Raw genomic sequence first — 17,973 nt, forward strand, 5'->3', positions numbered from 1 at the left:
TGTTTTGAGCAGTAAGAAAGATTTTTCGGAAGTCGCTTCTCAGACTTTTGCAAAAATTTGACTTACTGCCGAAAAACAGCTGAGTGAGCACCGTTTACAGAGAGGTTGTGAGCGAGCTGTTTAGCTCCAAGTGCCAAGCAGGTACTATTCGACATCGAATCATTTGATTCTTCGTGTCTCACAGCAATAAGACTCTTTTCTACAAATAGAAAAATCCATCTATTATTGCAAACTTCTTTGCTCCCTACCCCGCTCTTCGCTGCGTTTCACGCCAAACGAGGGAACCCCGGCATTTTCCGCAGAAATATTTTTTAGTATTTAGTTTATTTCTTCGCTGGATGAGCGTCCCGCAATCTTGACATTGATAACACTCTATTTTTGTTGGACCTAAAGACGGTGCATAGCGGAGCCCGCCTGTTTTAGCCAATAACCTCTTGAAATCTTGGTCTTTGTGCCGGTAGCCTTTTCCAGCAAGGTGCAAATGATAATGGCAAAGCTCATGTTTAATAATACCAGCAACGGTTTCTCTGGACGATTCTGCAAACAAATGCGGATTAAAATCCAGATGATGGTCTTTCAAATGGTAGCGGCCGCCAGTGGTTTTTAAACGCTTATTGAATGCTGCTTGGTGCATGAAAGGCTGCCCAAAATAGCGCAAAGAAATTTCTTCGACTAATTCCTGCAACTGTTTCTGATCCATGTTATTTCTTATCCTCAAATGGTGATAGCATCGTTAAGCTGATTCGTCCTTTTTTCTCATCCGCATTTTCAATCCAAACGGTAACGACATCACCGACAGAAACAACATCTGTTGGATGCTTCACGAATTTTTTGCTTAATTTTGACAAATGGACTAATCCGTCTTGTTTTACACCGATATCAACAAACGCACCAAAATCGATTACATTTCGAACAGTACCTTTTAATTCCATTCCAGGTTTCAAGTCACCGATCGACAAGACATCTTGACGTAAAAGCGGTGCAGGCATCTCTTCACGCATGTCACGTCCAGGCTGTGTCAATCCTGCTAGGATATCTGTCAACGTTTCTTCCCCAACGTTCATCGTTTCAGCTAATTCTGCTGGTTTCAATGCTGTTAATTTCGCAGCGGTTTCCGGTGTTCCTAATGTTTTTTCAGAAATGCCGTTTGCAGCTAAGATTTCTTTTGCGTAAACATAGCTTTCTGGATGGATACCGGTATTATCCAAAACGTTTTTACCGTTTGGGATACGTAAAAAGCCAATTGCTTGTTCGTAGGCTTTGGGCCCTAAGCGTGGTACTTTTTTCAACTGCGCTCTTGAAGTAAATGCACCATTTTCATCTCTGTATGTCACGATATTTTGAGCAGTTGTTTTATTTAAACCAGAGATATGCTGCAAGAGTTGCGGACTTGCTGTGTTCACATCTACTCCCACTTGGTTCACAGCTGTTTCAACCACAAAGGCTAACTGTTCTGCTAGACGTTTTTGGGATACATCATGCTGATATTGCCCTACGCCTACAGCTTTTGGATCGATTTTCACTAATTCTGCCAAGGGATCTTGTAATCGGCGTGCGATAGAGACTGCACTTCTTTCTTCAACTTGCAGCTCAGGAAATTCTTTTCGCGCGATATCACTGGCGGAATAAACAGAAGCACCTGCTTCGTTGACGATTACGTAATATGCCTCATGATCTGCGTTTTTCAATTGTTCTGCTACAAAAACTTCTGATTCTCGGCTGGCTGTCCCGTTTCCGATAGCCACCATTTCCACTTGGTAACGATTAATCAACTCAGAAAAAGCCGGCCCAGCAGCTGCTCGTTTTGCTTGAGGTGCTGGTTTGTGGGGATAAATCACTTCGATAGCCAAAACTTTTCCCGTAGGATCAACGACAGCCAATTTGCAGCCTGTACGGTAAGCCGGGTCAAATCCAAGCACTACTTTGCCTTTCAAAGGCGGCTGCAGCAGCAAATTCCGCAGGTTTTCGCCAAAAATAGCAATGGCTTGTTCATCTGCTTTCTCTGTCAATTCATTACGGATTTCCCGTTCAATCGATGGACGAATAAACCGTTTGTAGCTGTCTTGGTAAGCTTCACGAATCATCGGCGCTGCGGGTGATTGCGGGTTTCGGACAAGCTGTCTTTCAAAGTAATCCATGATTTTAGAATCATCAGCTGTCAATTCAACTTTTAGAATCCCTTCTTTTTCCCCGCGGTTGGTTGCTAGCACACGGTGAGAAACGACTTTATGGATGGGTTCTGAAAAATCGTAATACATTTCATAAACGCCTTTTTCGTCTTTTTCTTTGTCTTTGGCTTCGCTAGTATAACTGCCTTTGTTATAGACAAAAGAACGGATCCAGGTTCTGAATTTAGCGTTGTCGCTGAATTGTTCTGCTAAAATCTCATGTGCACCGTCCAATGCAGCTTGGGCATCTGAAATTTCGTTTTCTTCACTGATATATTTGGCTGCTTCTGCAGTAATGTCAGTGTTAGGCAGTGTTAAAAGCAGTTCTGCAAGTGGTTCTAATCCTTTTTCTTTCGCAATCGTTGCTTTTGTTCTGCGTTTTTGTTTATAAGGGCGGTAAAGATCTTCTACCTGCTGCATTTTTGCTGCTTGTTTGATTTCAGCCGCTAATTCTGGGGTCAATTTTTCTTGTTCGTCGATCAGGCGAAGCACTTCTGTTTTGCGCTTTTCCAAATTTTCAAGATACGCGTATCTTTCTTCGATTTCTCTAATTTGGACTTCATCCAGACTGCCTGTCATTTCTTTTCGATAACGTGCGATAAAAGGAACAGTATTCCCTTCACCTAATAAAGTCAGTACGGTTTTCAATTGCTTTGGTGAGTAATCATTTGTTTCTTTTTGGATCAATTGGAGAATCTCTGAGTTTAATTTTTCCGACATGCAAAAGCCTCGTTTCTTAAAAAATAGTCTACCTATTCTACCATATTTTCTGATTGGTTAAAAATCAGGCTGCCAAGGTCCTTCGTTATTTTGATATTCGATATCTTGGACGATTCCTTTGTTATCGAAAATAACACCATGAAGCGAACCGCCGAAAACTGCGCCGCCGTCGATCCCTATTTTATGGTCGCTGATCCACAAATCTGTCGTTTGCATATCTCCATGAAGCATTGGCGTAATCGTATGACCAAAGACAATTGTTTTTCCTGTATGATTCTTTCCTTCATGAAAGGGCTCGCGGATCCAGATGAAATCTCTTGGTTCAGTATCATGCCAATCTTTTTTCTCTAAATCCACCCCAGCATGGACAAATAAATAGTCCTGCCATTCATAATAAAGCGGCCGCTGTGTCAAAAAGTCAACTAATTCCGGATAATGCGAACGGATCATCATTGCGATTTCCGTAGGCGAATATTCTTCTGTTGCCCCTGGATGAAGCAAACTGGCAAATGTTTCGCCTCCGCCATTGCGAACGTAGGGCTCATACCAGTCTTCTGGCGCTTGCAAAAATTGCAGCAGATATTCTTCGTGATTGCCCCGCAGATAGATGGCATCTGACTCTTTGGCCAATTTCATTCCCATCAGTAAACATTCTTTAGAACGCGTGCCGCGGTCATTTAAATCTCCCAACAAAACTAGTTGATGAAGCTGAGGATCATAATCGTTCAATAATTTTTGAAACAATTCGTATTTTCCGTGAACATCTCCGATAGCATAAACCATTGATTTCATCATCCACACTCCTTTTTATCCATTATATCGTAAGTAAGAAAACAGCTGAACCTGTATACTCACTACAATATAAAAAAAGATGTGCAAACCGTTTAACGGCAAACACATCCCTTTTCATTAATTATTGACTAATTCTAAAGCAGCTAGACGTTTTTGTACTTCTTCTTGAGAAATGCCATGTTCTTTTACATAACGATTTCTTGGGTGATGCGCACATTCGACGGAGCAAGCACCTAGATGTTTTTCTTCATTTTCGACAGAAGACAAGATTTGGCGATTGCATTCTGGATTGCTGCAATTGATGTAGCGTTCACAAGGTGTACCGTCAAACCAATCTTTCCCAATCACTTGTTTATCTACATGGTTGATTTCAACAGCAATACGTTCGTCAAAAACATACATTTTGCCATCCCATAGCTCGCCTTGCACCTCAGGATCTTTTCCATAAGTAGCGATTCCGCCATGCAACTGACCTACATCTTTAAATCCTTCTTTGACTAACCAGCCAGAGAATTTTTCACAGCGAATACCGCCTGTGCAATAAGTAACTACACGTTTATCCATAAATTCTTCTTTGTGGTCTTGGATCCATTGAGGCAATTCGCGGAAACTGCGGATTTCTGGACGAACGGCTCCTCTGAAATGACCTAGATCATATTCATAATCGTTTCTTGCGTCAATGACAACAGTGTTTTCGTCTAATAAAGCTTCTTTGAATTCTTTTGGTTCCAAATATTGTCCTGTCAATTCTGTAGGATCAATATCTTCTTCTAATTTCAACGAAACGATTTCTTCACGAGGTCGAACGAACATTTTTTTGAACGCATGTCCTTCGCTTGGATCGATTTTAAAAGTCGTATCAGCGAAACGAGGATCAGCTTTCATTGCTTCCATGTATTGTTCTGTTTCAGCAATCGTTCCAGAAAGTGTACCGTTGATTCCTTCTTTTGCAACTAAGATCCGTCCTTTAAGATTTAACGAGTTGCAAAATGCAAGGTGCTCTTTGGCAAACTCTTCCGGTTCATCGATTGGTGTGTAATTATAATAAAGTAATACTTGATAGTTCATCTTACTCTTCCTTTCCAGCATAGTGCTACTTAAGCATTATATGAAAAAAGAAGCAAAAAAGACGACTGTTCTGCTTGTGTTTTCCCGCACAAGTCTTTTCCTGCATTATTTTTTTGATTAATAAAAAAACACCAACTCAGCAAGAAAGCACCAATGATTTTTGGCACTCTATCTGTCAAGCAAGTGTTTTTTGATAAACGTATCTATTTTCCTGTCACTGCAAAATAATTTCCATCTGGGTCAGAGAAATTGAACACATATTCTTCTCCAAGCTGAACCATTTCACCAACAGTCACATTATTTTCTTTCATTGTTTTGTAAAGATCAAAAATCGCTTCACTATGGAACATCAATGATGGTGAATTTGACGCAACTTCTGGTGAATGCTGCTCAATAAATTCGCGATCATACAGCACCAATTTTGCTTGAGCGTTTTCTGAGGCGCCTATTTCGATGATCAGCGTTCCTTCCATCTCAACACGTTCAAGCTCTGTAAAACCGATAGATTGCCAAAAATTACTGTTTGCTTCGACATCATCGACATATAACATGATTTTTACTTCATTTGTAAACATACAACCACTCCTTTTTTGAAAGTGTAGCAGATTTTTCCCAAAACAGCTATAAAAAAAGAAAGCAGAACGTTCGAATCGTCCTGCTTTTCTTACTATAAATTAAATTACGCATTCACATCGATAACTTTTGAGTCATCAGAGATAGCTGATCGATCAAGCTCTTTGATTCTAGCGCTTGTTACAACACCAGCGACCATGCTTCCGCTAACGTTTGTTGCTGTACGTGCCATATCGATCAATGGTTCAACCGAGATAACTAAACCAACGATTGCTACAGGCAAGTTCATCGCACCTAGAACGATCAATGAAGCAAATGTAGCACCACCGCCGACTCCTGCGACACCAAACGAACTAATCGTTACGATGGCTACAAGCATCAAGATGAATTCTAAACTGAAAACATTGATTCCAGCAGCTGGGGCAACAATCGTAGCTAACATTGCTGGATAAACACCCGCACATCCGTTTTGACCAATCGATAATCCAAAGCTGGCAGAGAAGTTTGCTGTGGCTTCATCTACGCCCAATGCTTGTGTTTGCGTTTCAATGTTCAATGGCAAAGCGCCCGCACTTGAACGTGAAGTAAAGGCAAAACTTAGAACTGGAAATGCTTTTTTGAAGTATTGGATTGGGTTTACTTTCACTGAAATCAAGATCAATGAATGAACGACCAATACAAGCAATAACGCAACATAAGAAGCAATAACAAATTTTCCTAAGTTTACAATAGCAGCAAAATCACTTGTTGCCATAACGTTGATCATCAATGCAAACACGCCATATGGAGTCAAGCGCAACACAAGTGTCACGATTCGCATAACGATTTTATATAAACTGTCGATCAAGTTTGCAAAAAATTCTGCTTCTTTCGGTGCTTTACGTTTCACACCTAGATAAGCAACACCGACAAACGCTGCAAAAACGACAACGCCGATCGTACTTGTTGCACGTGAACCAGATAAATCAGCAAAGAAATTTGTTGGGATGAAAGACAAAATCTGTTGAGGAATCGATAAGTTCTCTACAGTCTCTTGACGTGTCGCTAATTCAGCGATACGTGCTGTTTCTGCGGCTCCTTCAGCAAATTTTGCACCTTGTAAACCAAACAACATTGTTGAACCAATACCAATAAGAGCTGCGATTGCGGTTGTTCCAAGCAAACTGGCTAGAACAGTCGAACTGATTTTTCCTAGTTTTTCGGAAACTTTCATTTTTGTAAAAGCGCCCACGATAGAAACAAAAACTAAAGGCATGATCAGCATTTGAAGGAACGATACATAACCTGAACCAACGATCCCGATCCATTCTAAAGATTGTGTCACTACCTTGCTGTCAAGACCGAAGATCAATTGGAGCAGTCCTCCAAAGATCACCCCGACACCTAGTGCACTAAATACGCGTGTTGAGAATTTTATATGGCGCTTTTGCAAACGATAAAATACATATAAGATGGCTGCAAAAACTAGAACCACTAAAACTGTGATGAGTGTTGTCATTTTTCTCCTCCTTAATTTTTATGACAAGTCCATCAAAGGAAGTAAAGGTTCCTGGCAGCTGCTCTTCAGCAGCTCCCCTGAAAAAGATCATTTTTTTCAGTGACTAGTTCATTTTAGCCTATTTGCTGATAATTTACATTAGTTTTGCTTACATTTAGTAATAAAAAAAAGCATTTGCGATAACTCCAGGCTATCACAAACGCTTACTATGGTTTTAAGGTTTCTCTGATTGGAAGTTCAATTTCACACCAGGTTCATCCAAAGCGATTTCGGTTACTTCATATGCTAAGCGCTGAACCAATTCAAACAATGGTGCAACAAGCTGATCGACTTCTTCTTGTGTCACATCATCTTTTCCCGCGATTTGGCGGTTCAGCACGTGATTGATTTGGCTGACTTTCCCAGATAAGATATATGTATCAAAAACCATTTGGAATTCTAGGCGTGCGCCAATGATGCTATGCTCTTTGGGATAGTTTTCATCATTTGCCTTCAAAGGGGCAAAGCCGACACTTAGTTCTGATTCGATTTTTTGATCTGCTGCTTTTTGATCATAATGGAAGGCTTCCACTACTTCTTTCTGTCTTCTGATCTCCATTTTATCACTCCTTTACCCCAAATTATACCATACACAAATTGAAAAAAAACACTAAATATTTCTCTCAATCAGCAAAAAAAGGTCTTCTCATACGTCATTTGAAATATTATTCAAAGCCTTGTATTGTCAAAATCTCACGAAGATCAGCCACTGTCCAGTCAGCACCTGCGGAACCTAAAAAATGATCTCTATCATATAGACAAGTTTTGATACCTGCTCTTTTTCCTGCCTCGATATCCAACGAACGATCACCAATCATGATTGTTTGTTCTTTTGTCATTTTATGTGCTTTGATCAAATAATTCAATGAAGCAGGATCAGGCTTACGCGGAAATGCTTTATCCAAACCCACTACTTCTTCAAACAAATCCGCCATCTGATAATGTGCAAGAAGATCCCACGTTGACTGAGTGAGACGATGAGTTAAAACATAGTGTTTCTTCCCTTCTTGTTTCAATTGTCCCAGTACAGTCTTTGCTTCTGGAAAAGGCTTCGCGATTTTCCCGATTTCTTTTTCATATTGATGGAACAGCGGTGTAAAAGCTTCATCGGACAAACCAAATTTTTCTCTTAGGCTTTTGGTCGATTCTTTTTTCATAATAAAGGTGATTTCTTTTAGCGATGGATAATACCCATGATCAGCCAGAGCTTTTTGAGCAGCTTCCACCATCCCTGGATAAGTATCGAATAATGTTCCATCGAAATCCCAAATATAGTTTGTTACGTTTTCCATGTTAGACACTCTTTTCAAACGTTTGCTTGCAGCTGTTGCAAGTTACACGTATTCTTCCTTTTCCTCGAGGTGCGCGCAATTTTTGACGACAATTAGGACAAGCAAAGTAAATATATGTTTGATTTTTTACTTTTTCTGCAGATTGCGGTTCTTTTTTCGAAAAACTTTTAAAAAATTTTTTAAAGTTCGCTGATTTTTGCAAATATTTTTGATTCTCGTTCAAGCGCGGATAGATTTTTTTAGAGAAAAAACGATAACCGAGAAGAACGATCAATACACCGCTGATGATTTCTCCTAAATGCCAAGGAATCCACGGTCCAAATAAATTGAACAGTAACGCTGCAATCAGAAAAAAACGGTTTAATTCATCGAATCGAGCATAGCGCCCGTTCATGATTTGTTGGTATTTTTTTTGCCATTTGATAACTCGTTCAAGCCAGATTTGTGCCATGTTTTTCTCCTTTTAGCCTAAGTTTCCAGAGGCGATTTGATGGATCGTATTTCTGTTTTTAGTAAAATCAACAACAATAACTTTCTTTTCATTTGGCCGTTCAACCACACGAAAAGTCTCTTCTAAAGGCAGCGCATATTTCTTTGAAGGCAATTGCCGTGTTTGAAAATAGCGACGGAACAAACGCGCCATTTGCGAAAACGGAATCGTTGTGCTGACTAAAGCTGGATATTTTTTCAAGATAGCTAGCAATTTCAAGAAATCTCTTTTTCTTTCAAAGTTTTTAAAAAAACTCTTTAAAGCTTTTTGCTGACGCTGAAAGACAGAGAAACCATTTGTATCATCTACTTGATAACGGGTATACTGCTGAAGTTCAGTTCCTGCTAGTTGAATCTGCCCTTCTGCTGTTTCAATCAGTAAACCTTGCGCAAATTCTTCATTGATGACTTTATGCCATTCTGCTAAAGAAAGTTCCACATAGCCATCCACTGCTAAATCGAGATCTCTTTCAAAGAAGTGTTCTAGCGAGGCCTTCCCTCCTGAACGATAGATCTCCCCCAGTGTCAGTCCTTCTAAATGGAACTCTGGTGAAAAATGCAGCAGTGTTTTAAAGTCAGTCAGCTGTAAATAGATAAACGTCGAACGTTCAAGAATCTCATCTTTTAAAACAATTAAATAATTCATTTTTCTCCTCCTATTCATCCCATTTTAAAATAACATATTTTGTAAGGGCTGTCTGGCACAAACAAAGATTTTGGTAAAAATTTTAATTTTGTGTACCAAAAAAGCGCTCATTTAATGAACGCTTTTTGACGTGCAAAACATTAGTGTTAAATAATTTTATTATGTAAACTTTATGGAATCACATAAAAAGAATGTTTTTGATTCAAAAATCTTTTCTTCAATAAACAATACGACAAAAACCCATTCAACACAGAAAAATCATTTCTGTGTTGAATGGGCTTTTGAGATTGCTCAATCATAGCAAGTTTCCATTATTTATTGAAGATTTTCGGACCTTTGCGCATGTTTTTACGGTCATTTTTTGGTGTAGCAAAGTCTTTTGCTTTGCCGCCGCTTTGTTTCTTTTTGATTAGTTCCAACATTTTTTCTTTTGAATCCATTTTTGCACCACCTTTTTTCTTGCACACTGCTCAACTATTATTCCAGTTTTAGAAACAAATTGCAAACAAACTCAGAGATTTCTCATCATTTATTAGCGAAGCCATATTTAAAAGCAGCTCTCCTCTGCAAGACCAGATGATTCCATCTGGTCTTGCAGGGGATTTATTTTGTTTGGTTTTAGCGTTTTGTCAATAAAGCCACTGTTTCGATATGGTTCGTTTGTGGGAATAGATCGACTGGTTGGATTTTTTCGACTTGGTATTGGTCAGAGAACAATTTCACATCTCGGGCAAAAGTCGCTGGATTGCATGAGATATAAATGATGCGTTCTGGTGCCATTTCTTTTGCTGACTCGATAAAGCTTTCGTCTAGGCCTTTTCTAGGCGGGTCAACTAAGATAACTGTTGGCTGGATGCCTTTTTTCTGCCATTTCTGCATCACTTTTTCTGCTTTGCCTACTTCATAAGTTGCATTTTCAATGTGATTATTGAAGGCATTTAATTTTGCATCTTCTACCGCTTGCGGGATGATTTCCATTCCATAAACGTGTTTTACTTTGTCTGCAAGGGATAAACCGATTGTTCCGATTCCAGAATAGGCATCGATCACGACGTCTTCTTCTGTTAGGTTAGCAAAGTCGATTGCTGTTTCATACAAACGCTCTGTCTGTTCTGTGTTTACTTGGTAGAAGGACTTCGCTGAGATTTGATATGTTTTTCCTAGCAATTGGTCTTTGATTGCTGAAGTGCCGTAAAGTACAACTTCTTTATCACCTAAAATAACATTTGTTTTCTCGTCATTGATGTTTTGGATCACGGAAACAACTTCTGGCAATGTTTCATGGATGACGCGCGCGATTTCTTTGCCTTTGAAGAATTTCTCTTTTCTTGTGACAAGCACGACCATCATCTCATGTGAATAATGTCCTCTGCGAATCACGATGTGTCTTATTTGGCCTTCGTGTTTTTCTTCGTTATATGCACGTACCTCAAAACGTTCCAAAATCTCTCTGACAGCCACGATTGCTTTGTCGATTGCAGGGTCTTGGATATAGAAGTCTTCGATTGGGATCAATTGGTGGCTGTTTTTGCGGTAAAAACCAGTCATCAATTTTCCGTCAACGCGGCGAACAGGAATCTGTGCTTTGTTCCGATAACCGACTGGATTTTCCATCCCGATTGTTGGAAGTACAGGCACTTCTGTTTCTTTTGCGATTTTAGTCATTACGTTTTCTACTTGTTTTTGTTTGAACGCTAATTGTTTTTCATAGCTTAAATGGGCAAGCGGTGCGATGCCTGTTCTGATCAATGAAAGATTGTCGACAGGTTTTCGGTCAGGTGATGCAGTCAGCAACGTTTCTACTTTCGCAAAACCGAATTTGTTGCCTGCTTTCACGACTAATACTTCTGCTTTTTCGCCTGGAAGGGCATTTTCGATGAATAACGGATAGCCGTCGATTTTCGCAACACCTAGTCCTTCATAACTCAAGTCGATGATATCGACGGTGTATCGTTCATTTTTCTTTACTGGTTCGTTCATAAATTGCTCCTCATAGATTAGTTTGTCTTAATGACTTTACTACATTTTTGCACGAAAATAAAGGAGCTGTGTTCCTTTCCTTCAGATTCGTCCAAATTTACAGATTCCTTTACCAATAAAAAAGCCGGAATATCACAAAAATTTGAAAAGCAAATTTCGGATATTCCGGCTTTTTATCAAAAACGCATGAGAAAATACTCGATTTCTCAAAACATTTTCACTAAAAGATCAGTTATCTGCTGAAACTGGGCAGATGCCGCAGTTCTTGTCTATTTTTTCTCTTCGTCGCCGATTTTACCATCGCCGTCGATGTCTTCATCTGTCAGTTTTTCAACTTCCTTGACGAATTCTTTGCTGACTTCTTCTAATTCTTCTGGACCGGTGATTGCATCATCGGGGATTTGATCCGTATTGGCAAAAAATTCGATATGCTGGTGCAGATTCTTGAAGTGCATTGGGGCATTGCCGCCATACTCTCCGTCTAAGTTGATCATGACTGGTCGATTGATATCATCGTCCGTCTCAACGTAAAGTTCGCTTGTCTTTGTATAGATCACTCGAGGATCTTCTGTATGCCGTCCACCGTTGATCATCAATGCAGCAATGTGCAGCAATTCAAAAATATTGGCTGTTTTAACGATGATCAAGGAGAATTTTCCGTCATCTAATTTTGCATCAGGAGCGATTTGTTCGAACCCGCCCACAGAATTAGTCAAACCTAAGAAAAACATCGAAGCATTGCCGACATATTCGCCTTCATCGTATTTCAGATGCATCTTGATCGGCTTCACACGCGGAAGCATTTCAGCTCCCTTAGCTAAATAAGCCAAGTAGCCGAAAATACTTTTCAATTCTGATGGTACTTCATAGGTCAGTTCGGTAAGGTAGCCGCCTGCAGCGATATTGATAAAATATTGGTCATCGGTTTGACCGATATCCATTTTCACTGTCTGATTTTTTTTGATGACTTCTGCAGCCTTCTTGATGTTGTCTCGAGGAATCTTTAACGCTCTAGCGTAATCGTTGGTGGTACCAGCAGGGATAATCGCCATTTTAGGACGTTTTTCCAATGGTGCGATCCCATTTACTACTTCGTTGATCGTTCCGTCTCCCCCAGCTGCTACCACCAGATCAAAACCTAGCTTACCTACTCGTTCTGCTTCGTTTCTAGCAGAGTTTTCCTCTGGAGTAGTAGCATAGGCGCTCGCCTCATACCCTGAATCTTCTAATACTTGTAGAATATCTGCCAAATTTTTCTTCAGCAATTCTTTTCCAGAAGTTGGATTATAAATGACACGTGCTTTTTTCATGATTGTATCCCTCTTAGCGTTTTGCCAATTCTTCTGTAAGCAGTTTATTCACGATTCCCGGATTTGCTTGTCCTTTGGTTGCTTTCATGATTTGTCCTACTAAGAAGCCGACAGCACGGTCTTTACCGTTTTTGAAATCATCGACAGATTGTTGATTGTTATCTAGAATCTCATTGATGATCGGCAATAATTTAGATGGATCAGATAATTGTACCCAGCCGTTTTCTTCAACAACTGTTTTTGCATCTCCGCCTTTTGTGATCAACTCACGGAAGACTTTTTTCGCAATTTTAGAACTGATTGTTCCGTCTGCGATCAAGGTCATCATACCAGCTAAGTTTTCAGGTGTTAATTTTGTTTCAGCTAATTCAAGTTTTTCACTATTCAAGTAAGCAGAAACTTCACCCATCAGCCAGTTCGATGCTTGTTTTGCATCCGCACCGTTTTTCAATGTTTCTTCAAAGAAATCAGACATTTCTTTTGTCAAAGTCAGAACCATTGCATCGTATTCAGGCAATCCTAATTCTTGGATATAACGCGCACGTCTTGAAGCTGGCATTTCAGGTAATGAAGCTTTGACTTTTTGGATCCACTCGTCGTCAATGACGAATTTTGGAATATCTGGTTCTGGGAAGTAACGGTAATCACTTGAACCTTCTTTGACACGCATCAAGACTGTTTTGTTTGTTGTTTCGTCAAATCTTCTTGTTTCTTGTTGGATTTCTCCACCTGAAAGCAAGACTTTTGCTTGACGTTTTTCTTCAAAAGCAAGTCCTTTTTTAACAAATGTCATTGAGTTCAAGTTTTTAAGTTCTGCTTTGGTACCAAATTCTTCTTGTCCGTATGGGCGTAAAGAAATATTCGCATCACAACGCATAGAACCTTCTTCCATCTTCACATCGCTGACTTCTGTAAATTGGATGATTGAACGTAATGCTTCAAGGTATGCGTAAGCTTCTTCAGGTGAACGCATATCTGCTTCTGAAACGATCTCGATCAAAGGTGTTCCTTGACGGTTCAAGTCAACATAAGAATAACCGCCGATACCGTGCATGTTTTTCCCAGCATCTTCTTCTAAGTGAACACGCTCGATACGGATTTTTTTCTTTTTGCCTTCTACTTCGATCTCGATCCAGCCGTCATGTCCGATTGGCTGGTCGAATTGAGAGATTTGGTATGCTTTTGGATTATCTGGGTAAAAATAGTTTTTACGGTCAAAATGTGTATCTTTTGAGATTTCACAGTTTAAAGCTAGTGCTGCTTTCATCCCAAATTCCAAAGCTGTTTTGTTCATTACTGGCAAAACACCTGGGTAACCCCAGTCAATAACGTTTGTATTGCTGTTTGGCTCCGCCCCGAAATGTGCAGGCGCTGGAGAGAAGATTTTTGAGTTGGTTTTTAATTCAACATGGACTTCAAGCCCAATGACAGTTTCAAAGTTCATTAGTCTTTCCCTCCTAAAATCACTGGTAATTGTTTATGGAACTCTGTCGCTTGTTCAAATGCATAAGCTGCTTGATACATTGTTTTTTCGTCGAAGTGTTTACCGATGATCTGCAATCCGATTGGTAGTCCTTCTGAGAATCCAGCTGGTACTGACATACCTGGAAGACCCGCTAAGTTCACTGGGATCGTCAAGATATCACTCATGTACATCGTGATTGGATCATTGATGTTTTCGCCAATACCAAATGCAACGGTTGGAGAAGAAGGACCAATGATCAAGTCGTATTCTGCAAAAACTTTATCGAAATCTTGTTTGATCAATGTACGAACTTGTCCAGCTTTCTTAAAGTGTGCGTCGTAATGTCCAGCGCTCAATGAGAATGTTCCCAACATGATTCGGCGTTTTACTTCATCACCAAATCCTTCTGAACGTGAGTTGACATAGACATCTTCTAAGTTGCTGACATTTTCAGAACGATGGCCGTAACGAATGCCGTCAAAACGCTGCAGATTTGAACTTGCTTCTGAAGACGCAATGATGTAGTACACAGCAACACCGTATTTTGAATATGGCAGGCTGACTTCTTCAACGACAGCACCTAAAGAACGGAAAGTTTCTGCTGCTTTAAGCACAGCTTCTTTGACATCTGGATTTACCCCTTCACCAAGATATTCTTTTGGCAAAGCGATTTTCATTCCTTTGATTTCTCCTGTTAGTCCTTCTGCAAAATCTGGCACAGAAACACCTGAAGAAGTACCATCTTTTTCGTCGTATCCGCTGATTGCTGTAAGAGCCAAAGCGTTATCTTTGACTGTACGTGTCATTGGTCCGATTTGGTCAAGTGAAGATGCAAAGGCGATTAAACCAAAACGTGAAACACGTCCGTATGTTGGTTTCATCCCTACGATTCCGTTGAATGATGCTGGTTGACGGATACTTCCACCTGTGTCGCTTCCTAGAGAAACTGGCACTTGTCCAGCTGCAACTGCTGCTGCAGAACCGCCAGAAGAACCGCCGGGAACTTTTGAATGATCCCAAGCATTTTTTGTTTTCTTGAAGTAAGAAGTTTCTGTACTTCCGCCCATCGCAAATTCATCCATGTTCAATTTGCCGACAGGGATCATATCTGCTTGATAGACTTTATCCATAACAGTTGCGTCATAGATTGGTGTAAAGTTTGAAAGGATTTTTGAAGCAGCTGTTGTCAAGATATCTTTTGTGACGATGTTGTCTTTGATACCGATTGGGATACCTGCTAAGACATTGCTTTCTGTGATTCCTTTCAAGTCGATTGCTTTTGCTTGTGCTAAAGCTTGTTCTTCACTGACTGTGATGAACGCTTCAACTTCTGGTTCTGTTTCTTTGATGCGGTCGATCGTCGCTCTTGTCAGATCTTGCGCTGTTATTTCTTTTGATACTAGCAGACTATGCAGTTCTTCTAGTGAACGGTTATATAACTCTGGCATTATGCACCAGCCTCCCCATTATCGATAATTGCCGGCACTTTGATAAATCCGTCTTCAGATTCTGGTACGTTTTTCATCAATTCGTCACGGTCCCATCCGGCTTGCGCACGGTCTTGACGCATCACATTGATTGTTTCTACGACATTCGATGTGAATGGTACTCCTTCTGTATCTACCTCTTCAAGCATCTCTACCATATCGATGATATTTCCAAGCTGCGCTGTAAAACTTGCGAGTTCCTGGTCATCGAATTTAAGTTTTGCTAATCTGGCAACGTGTTTTGCTTGCTCTTCGCTAATCGCCATAATACCCCTTCTTTCCTAACGAGCTAAAAACTTTGCTCCCTATTTTAACATAAGACTTCTTTGTCTGAAATTATTTTGTGAAATTATTTAGTGAAATTTCTCTGAAAAAGAATCAAGAAATGCTTACTCAGCAGGATGACTCTCTGCTAATGCTTCATTCATTTCTTCTTCCGTCCAAACATCGACACCTAAATCTTGTGCTTTTGTCAGCTTGCTGCCTGCTTCTTCACCAGCAACGACGATGTCTGTTTTTTTAGAGACACTGCCTGTGACTTTTCCGCCTAGATTTTCGATCATCGCTTTTGCTTCTTCTCTTGTATAACGAGTTAATTTTCCAGTCAAGACGACTGTTTTGTCTTTAAAGGGCGATTCAACTTTTTCCAACTGAGAAGCACGAATTCCTTTGTACTCGAAATTGACACCAGCTTTTTTCAGTTCTTCCATCAATTCATGGACTTCTTCATTATCAAAGTACGCAACCACACTGTCTGCAATCGTATCGCCGATGGTATCTAGTGACACGATTTCCTCAAAGCCGCCTTTGCTCAATGTGTCAAGATTACCGAAATGTTCTGCTAAGATTTTTGCAGCTTTTGCACCGACATGTCGGATGCCGAGGCCGAAAATCAACCGTTCGACTGAATTATCCTTGCTGTTATCAATAGCATTCAAGATATTTGAAGCAGATTTTTCTTTTATTTTCTCCAATGTCAATAACTCTTCTTCTTTGAGGAAGTAAAGGTCTGCGACATCTTTGACTAATTTTTTCTCATACATCTGTTCCAACACTCTTGGTCCTAATCCATCGATATTCATGGCATTCCGCGAAACAAAGTGATTCAAACCTTCTTTGATCTGTGCAGGACATTTCGGGTTGATACAGCGCAGCGCAACTTCTTCATCAAGATGGACAAGCTCACTGTCGCAAATCGGACAATGGGTTGGTATTTCGTAAGGTGAGCTATCTTTTGGACGCTCATCTAGGATGACCTGTGCTACTTCAGGGATAATGTCGCCTGCTTTATAAATACGAACCGTATCATTTAGTCGGATATCTTTCATTCGAATATAATCAGCATTATGCAGGCTTGCTCTGCTGACTGTTGAACCTGCGACTCTGACAGGAACCATTACAGCTGTGGGTGTAACGACTCCCGTACGACCGATCGTCCATTCGATATCTTGGATTTTCGTCTCTGCTTCTTCAGGCGGAAATTTGTAAGCTGTCGCCCATCTCGGTGCTTTGACGGTAAAGCCTAATTGGTCCTGGAGATCAAAGTCATTGACTTTGATGACGATTCCGTCGATTTCATAAGGCAAGTCGATTCTTTTCTCATGGAATTCTTCGATGTATGACCAAACTTCGTCGATCGAATGACAAAGCCGTTTTTCCGGATTGATCCTAAAGCCGATACGAGAAAGCTCATCTAAAGCTTCATCTTGTGTTTGAGCTGTCAAAGGACCAAAATCTGCTACAGTATATAAAAATGTATCCAGGTTACGTTTAGCCGTTATCTTTGGATTCAATTGTCTTAATGAACCTGCGGCCGCATTTCGCGGATTGGCAAAGATATCTTGTCCCGCAGTTTCTCGTTCTTCATTTAATTTAACAAAAGATTTTTTCGGCATATAGCATTCGCCGCGGACTTCGATTGAGATCGGTTCTTCTAAACGAAGCGGGATCGAGCGAACGGTTTTCAAGTTTTCAGTGATATTCTCACCAACTGTGCCGTCTCCTCGTGTTGCTCCGCGAACAAATAGCCCATTTTCATAACGTAATGAGATTGATAAACCGTCGATTTTCAATTCACAACAATAAGAGACGGTTTTCCCAACTGCTTTTTGCACTCTCTGGTCAAAAGCAATCAATTCTTCTTTACTGAAAATATCATTCAGACTATATAAAGGAATATCATGGGTTGCTTTTTCAAAACCAGAAAGGATCTCGCCCCCTACACGCTGCGTCGGAGAATCAGACATGATCAATTCTGGATAAGCTTCTTCGATTGCTGTTAATTCTGCATATAACTTGTCATAAACATAATCTTCGACTGTTGGCTGATCTTTTACATAATATTCGTAAGACCAGCGATTCAATTTTTCTCGTAATTCTTCGGCACGCTTCGCAGCGTCATCAATCGTCAATTCGTATTCTTTATCCATATTCAGTCACCTCGCAT

17 protein-coding genes are annotated in these 17,973 nt (G+C 40.2%); all 17 read right to left on the minus strand.

Features of this window, described 5'->3' with window-relative positions:
- Positions 1 to 244: 244 nt before the first annotated feature.
- Positions 245 to 700: a SprT family protein gene (locus tag IGI64_RS06735; protein ID WP_429939967.1), complete on the minus strand. Its 456-nt coding sequence runs from the start codon at positions 698 to 700 to the stop codon at positions 245 to 247.
- A gap of 1 nt (position 701) precedes the next feature.
- Positions 702 to 2,888 (minus strand): Tex family protein, encoded by a 2,187-nt coding sequence (locus IGI64_RS06740; RefSeq protein ID WP_429939968.1) that lies wholly within the window; start codon positions 2,886 to 2,888, stop codon positions 702 to 704.
- 57 nt (positions 2,889 to 2,945) lie between these two features.
- A complete protein-coding gene (locus IGI64_RS06745) occupies positions 2,946 to 3,680 on the minus strand; it encodes a metallophosphoesterase family protein (RefSeq protein ID WP_429939969.1) in 735 nt (244 codons plus the stop codon).
- Positions 3,681 to 3,797: 117 nt separating this feature from the next.
- On the minus strand, positions 3,798 to 4,748 hold the full coding sequence (locus IGI64_RS06750; RefSeq protein ID WP_429939970.1) for a rhodanese-related sulfurtransferase: 951 nt from the start codon (positions 4,746 to 4,748) through the stop codon (positions 3,798 to 3,800).
- Between the two features lie 203 nt (positions 4,749 to 4,951).
- Positions 4,952 to 5,323: a VOC family protein gene (locus IGI64_RS06755; protein ID WP_016624774.1), complete on the minus strand. Its 372-nt coding sequence runs from the start codon at positions 5,321 to 5,323 to the stop codon at positions 4,952 to 4,954.
- A 104-nt stretch (positions 5,324 to 5,427) separates the two neighbouring features.
- The gene (locus IGI64_RS06760) at positions 5,428 to 6,819 is read right to left on the minus strand and encodes an L-cystine transporter (RefSeq protein ID WP_016624773.1); all 1,392 of its coding nucleotides are present in this window, start codon (positions 6,817 to 6,819) and stop codon (positions 5,428 to 5,430) included.
- A gap of 214 nt (positions 6,820 to 7,033) precedes the next feature.
- Positions 7,034 to 7,417: a DUF1149 family protein gene (locus IGI64_RS06765; protein ID WP_016624772.1), complete on the minus strand. Its 384-nt coding sequence runs from the start codon at positions 7,415 to 7,417 to the stop codon at positions 7,034 to 7,036.
- A 106-nt stretch (positions 7,418 to 7,523) separates the two neighbouring features.
- Positions 7,524 to 8,150, minus strand: a complete 627-nt coding sequence (locus IGI64_RS06770; RefSeq protein ID WP_429939971.1) for an HAD-IA family hydrolase — start codon at positions 8,148 to 8,150, stop codon at positions 7,524 to 7,526.
- A 1-nt stretch (position 8,151) separates the two neighbouring features.
- Positions 8,152 to 8,601: a hypothetical protein gene (locus IGI64_RS06775; RefSeq protein ID WP_429939972.1), complete on the minus strand. Its 450-nt coding sequence runs from the start codon at positions 8,599 to 8,601 to the stop codon at positions 8,152 to 8,154.
- A 12-nt stretch (positions 8,602 to 8,613) separates the two neighbouring features.
- On the minus strand, positions 8,614 to 9,285 hold the full coding sequence (locus tag IGI64_RS06780; protein ID WP_429939973.1) for a hypothetical protein: 672 nt from the start codon (positions 9,283 to 9,285) through the stop codon (positions 8,614 to 8,616).
- Between the two features lie 311 nt (positions 9,286 to 9,596).
- A complete protein-coding gene (locus IGI64_RS06785; RefSeq protein WP_034862600.1) occupies positions 9,597 to 9,725 on the minus strand; it encodes a hypothetical protein in 129 nt (42 codons plus the stop codon).
- Positions 9,726 to 9,903: 178 nt separating this feature from the next.
- Positions 9,904 to 11,265 carry a 23S rRNA (uracil(1939)-C(5))-methyltransferase RlmD gene (rlmD, locus tag IGI64_RS06790; protein ID WP_429939974.1) on the minus strand — a complete coding sequence of 454 codons (1,362 nt, stop codon included), beginning with the start codon at positions 11,263 to 11,265 and terminating at the stop codon, positions 9,904 to 9,906.
- A 269-nt stretch (positions 11,266 to 11,534) separates the two neighbouring features.
- Entirely contained in the window at positions 11,535 to 12,575 is a 1,041-nt protein-coding gene (locus IGI64_RS06795) for a diacylglycerol kinase (RefSeq protein ID WP_016624758.1), read from the minus strand.
- Positions 12,576 to 12,588: 13 nt separating this feature from the next.
- Complete coding sequence (gene gatB / locus IGI64_RS06800) at positions 12,589 to 14,019, minus strand: Asp-tRNA(Asn)/Glu-tRNA(Gln) amidotransferase subunit GatB (RefSeq protein ID WP_016624757.1); 1,431 nt, start codon at positions 14,017 to 14,019, stop codon at positions 12,589 to 12,591.
- Positions 14,019 to 15,488, minus strand: a complete 1,470-nt coding sequence (gene gatA / locus IGI64_RS06805; RefSeq protein ID WP_429939975.1) for an Asp-tRNA(Asn)/Glu-tRNA(Gln) amidotransferase subunit GatA — start codon at positions 15,486 to 15,488, stop codon at positions 14,019 to 14,021. The genes gatB and gatA overlap by 1 nt, the downstream gene beginning before the upstream one ends.
- Complete coding sequence (gene gatC, locus IGI64_RS06810; protein ID WP_429939976.1) at positions 15,488 to 15,793, minus strand: Asp-tRNA(Asn)/Glu-tRNA(Gln) amidotransferase subunit GatC; 306 nt, start codon at positions 15,791 to 15,793, stop codon at positions 15,488 to 15,490. Before gatC ends, gatA begins: the two co-directional genes overlap by 1 nt.
- A gap of 123 nt (positions 15,794 to 15,916) precedes the next feature.
- Positions 15,917 to 17,956, minus strand: coding sequence for an NAD-dependent DNA ligase LigA (gene ligA / locus IGI64_RS06815; RefSeq protein WP_429939977.1), 2,040 nt, complete (start codon positions 17,954 to 17,956; stop codon positions 15,917 to 15,919).
- Between the last annotated feature and the right edge of the window lie 17 nt (positions 17,957 to 17,973).

Source organism: Enterococcus sp. DIV0210g (assembly GCF_050559705.1).
GTDB classification, from domain to species: Bacteria; Bacillota; Bacilli; order Lactobacillales; family Enterococcaceae; genus Enterococcus_B; species Enterococcus_B faecalis_A.

Coding starts and splice junctions, on each gene's coding strand:
- rlmD (WP_429939974.1), bottom strand. CDS start 11,265: ATGAACGAACCAGTAAAGAAAAATGAACGATACACCGTCGATATCATC.
- IGI64_RS06770 (WP_429939971.1), bottom strand. CDS start 8,150: ATGGAAAACGTAACAAACTATATTTGGGATTTCGATGGAACATTATTC.
- IGI64_RS06760 (WP_016624773.1), bottom strand. CDS start 6,819: ATGACAACACTCATCACAGTTTTAGTGGTTCTAGTTTTTGCAGCCATC.
- gatA (WP_429939975.1), bottom strand. CDS start 15,488: ATGCCAGAGTTATATAACCGTTCACTAGAAGAACTGCATAGTCTGCTA.
- IGI64_RS06775 (WP_429939972.1), bottom strand. CDS start 8,601: ATGGCACAAATCTGGCTTGAACGAGTTATCAAATGGCAAAAAAAATAC.
- IGI64_RS06745 (WP_429939969.1), bottom strand. CDS start 3,680: ATGAAATCAATGGTTTATGCTATCGGAGATGTTCACGGAAAATACGAA.
- IGI64_RS06795 (WP_016624758.1), bottom strand. CDS start 12,575: ATGAAAAAAGCACGTGTCATTTATAATCCAACTTCTGGAAAAGAATTG.
- IGI64_RS06740 (WP_429939968.1), bottom strand. CDS start 2,888: ATGTCGGAAAAATTAAACTCAGAGATTCTCCAATTGATCCAAAAAGAA.
- IGI64_RS06765 (WP_016624772.1), bottom strand. CDS start 7,417: ATGGAGATCAGAAGACAGAAAGAAGTAGTGGAAGCCTTCCATTATGAT.
- IGI64_RS06785 (WP_034862600.1), bottom strand. CDS start 9,725: ATGGATTCAAAAGAAAAAATGTTGGAACTAATCAAAAAGAAACAAAGC.
- gatC (WP_429939976.1), bottom strand. CDS start 15,793: ATGGCGATTAGCGAAGAGCAAGCAAAACACGTTGCCAGATTAGCAAAA.
- IGI64_RS06735 (WP_429939967.1), bottom strand. CDS start 700: ATGGATCAGAAACAGTTGCAGGAATTAGTCGAAGAAATTTCTTTGCGC.
- IGI64_RS06780 (WP_429939973.1), bottom strand. CDS start 9,285: ATGAATTATTTAATTGTTTTAAAAGATGAGATTCTTGAACGTTCGACG.
- IGI64_RS06755 (WP_016624774.1), bottom strand. CDS start 5,323: ATGTTTACAAATGAAGTAAAAATCATGTTATATGTCGATGATGTCGAA.
- IGI64_RS06750 (WP_429939970.1), bottom strand. CDS start 4,748: ATGAACTATCAAGTATTACTTTATTATAATTACACACCAATCGATGAA.
- gatB (WP_016624757.1), bottom strand. CDS start 14,019: ATGAACTTTGAAACTGTCATTGGGCTTGAAGTCCATGTTGAATTAAAA.
- ligA (WP_429939977.1), bottom strand. CDS start 17,956: ATGGATAAAGAATACGAATTGACGATTGATGACGCTGCGAAGCGTGCC.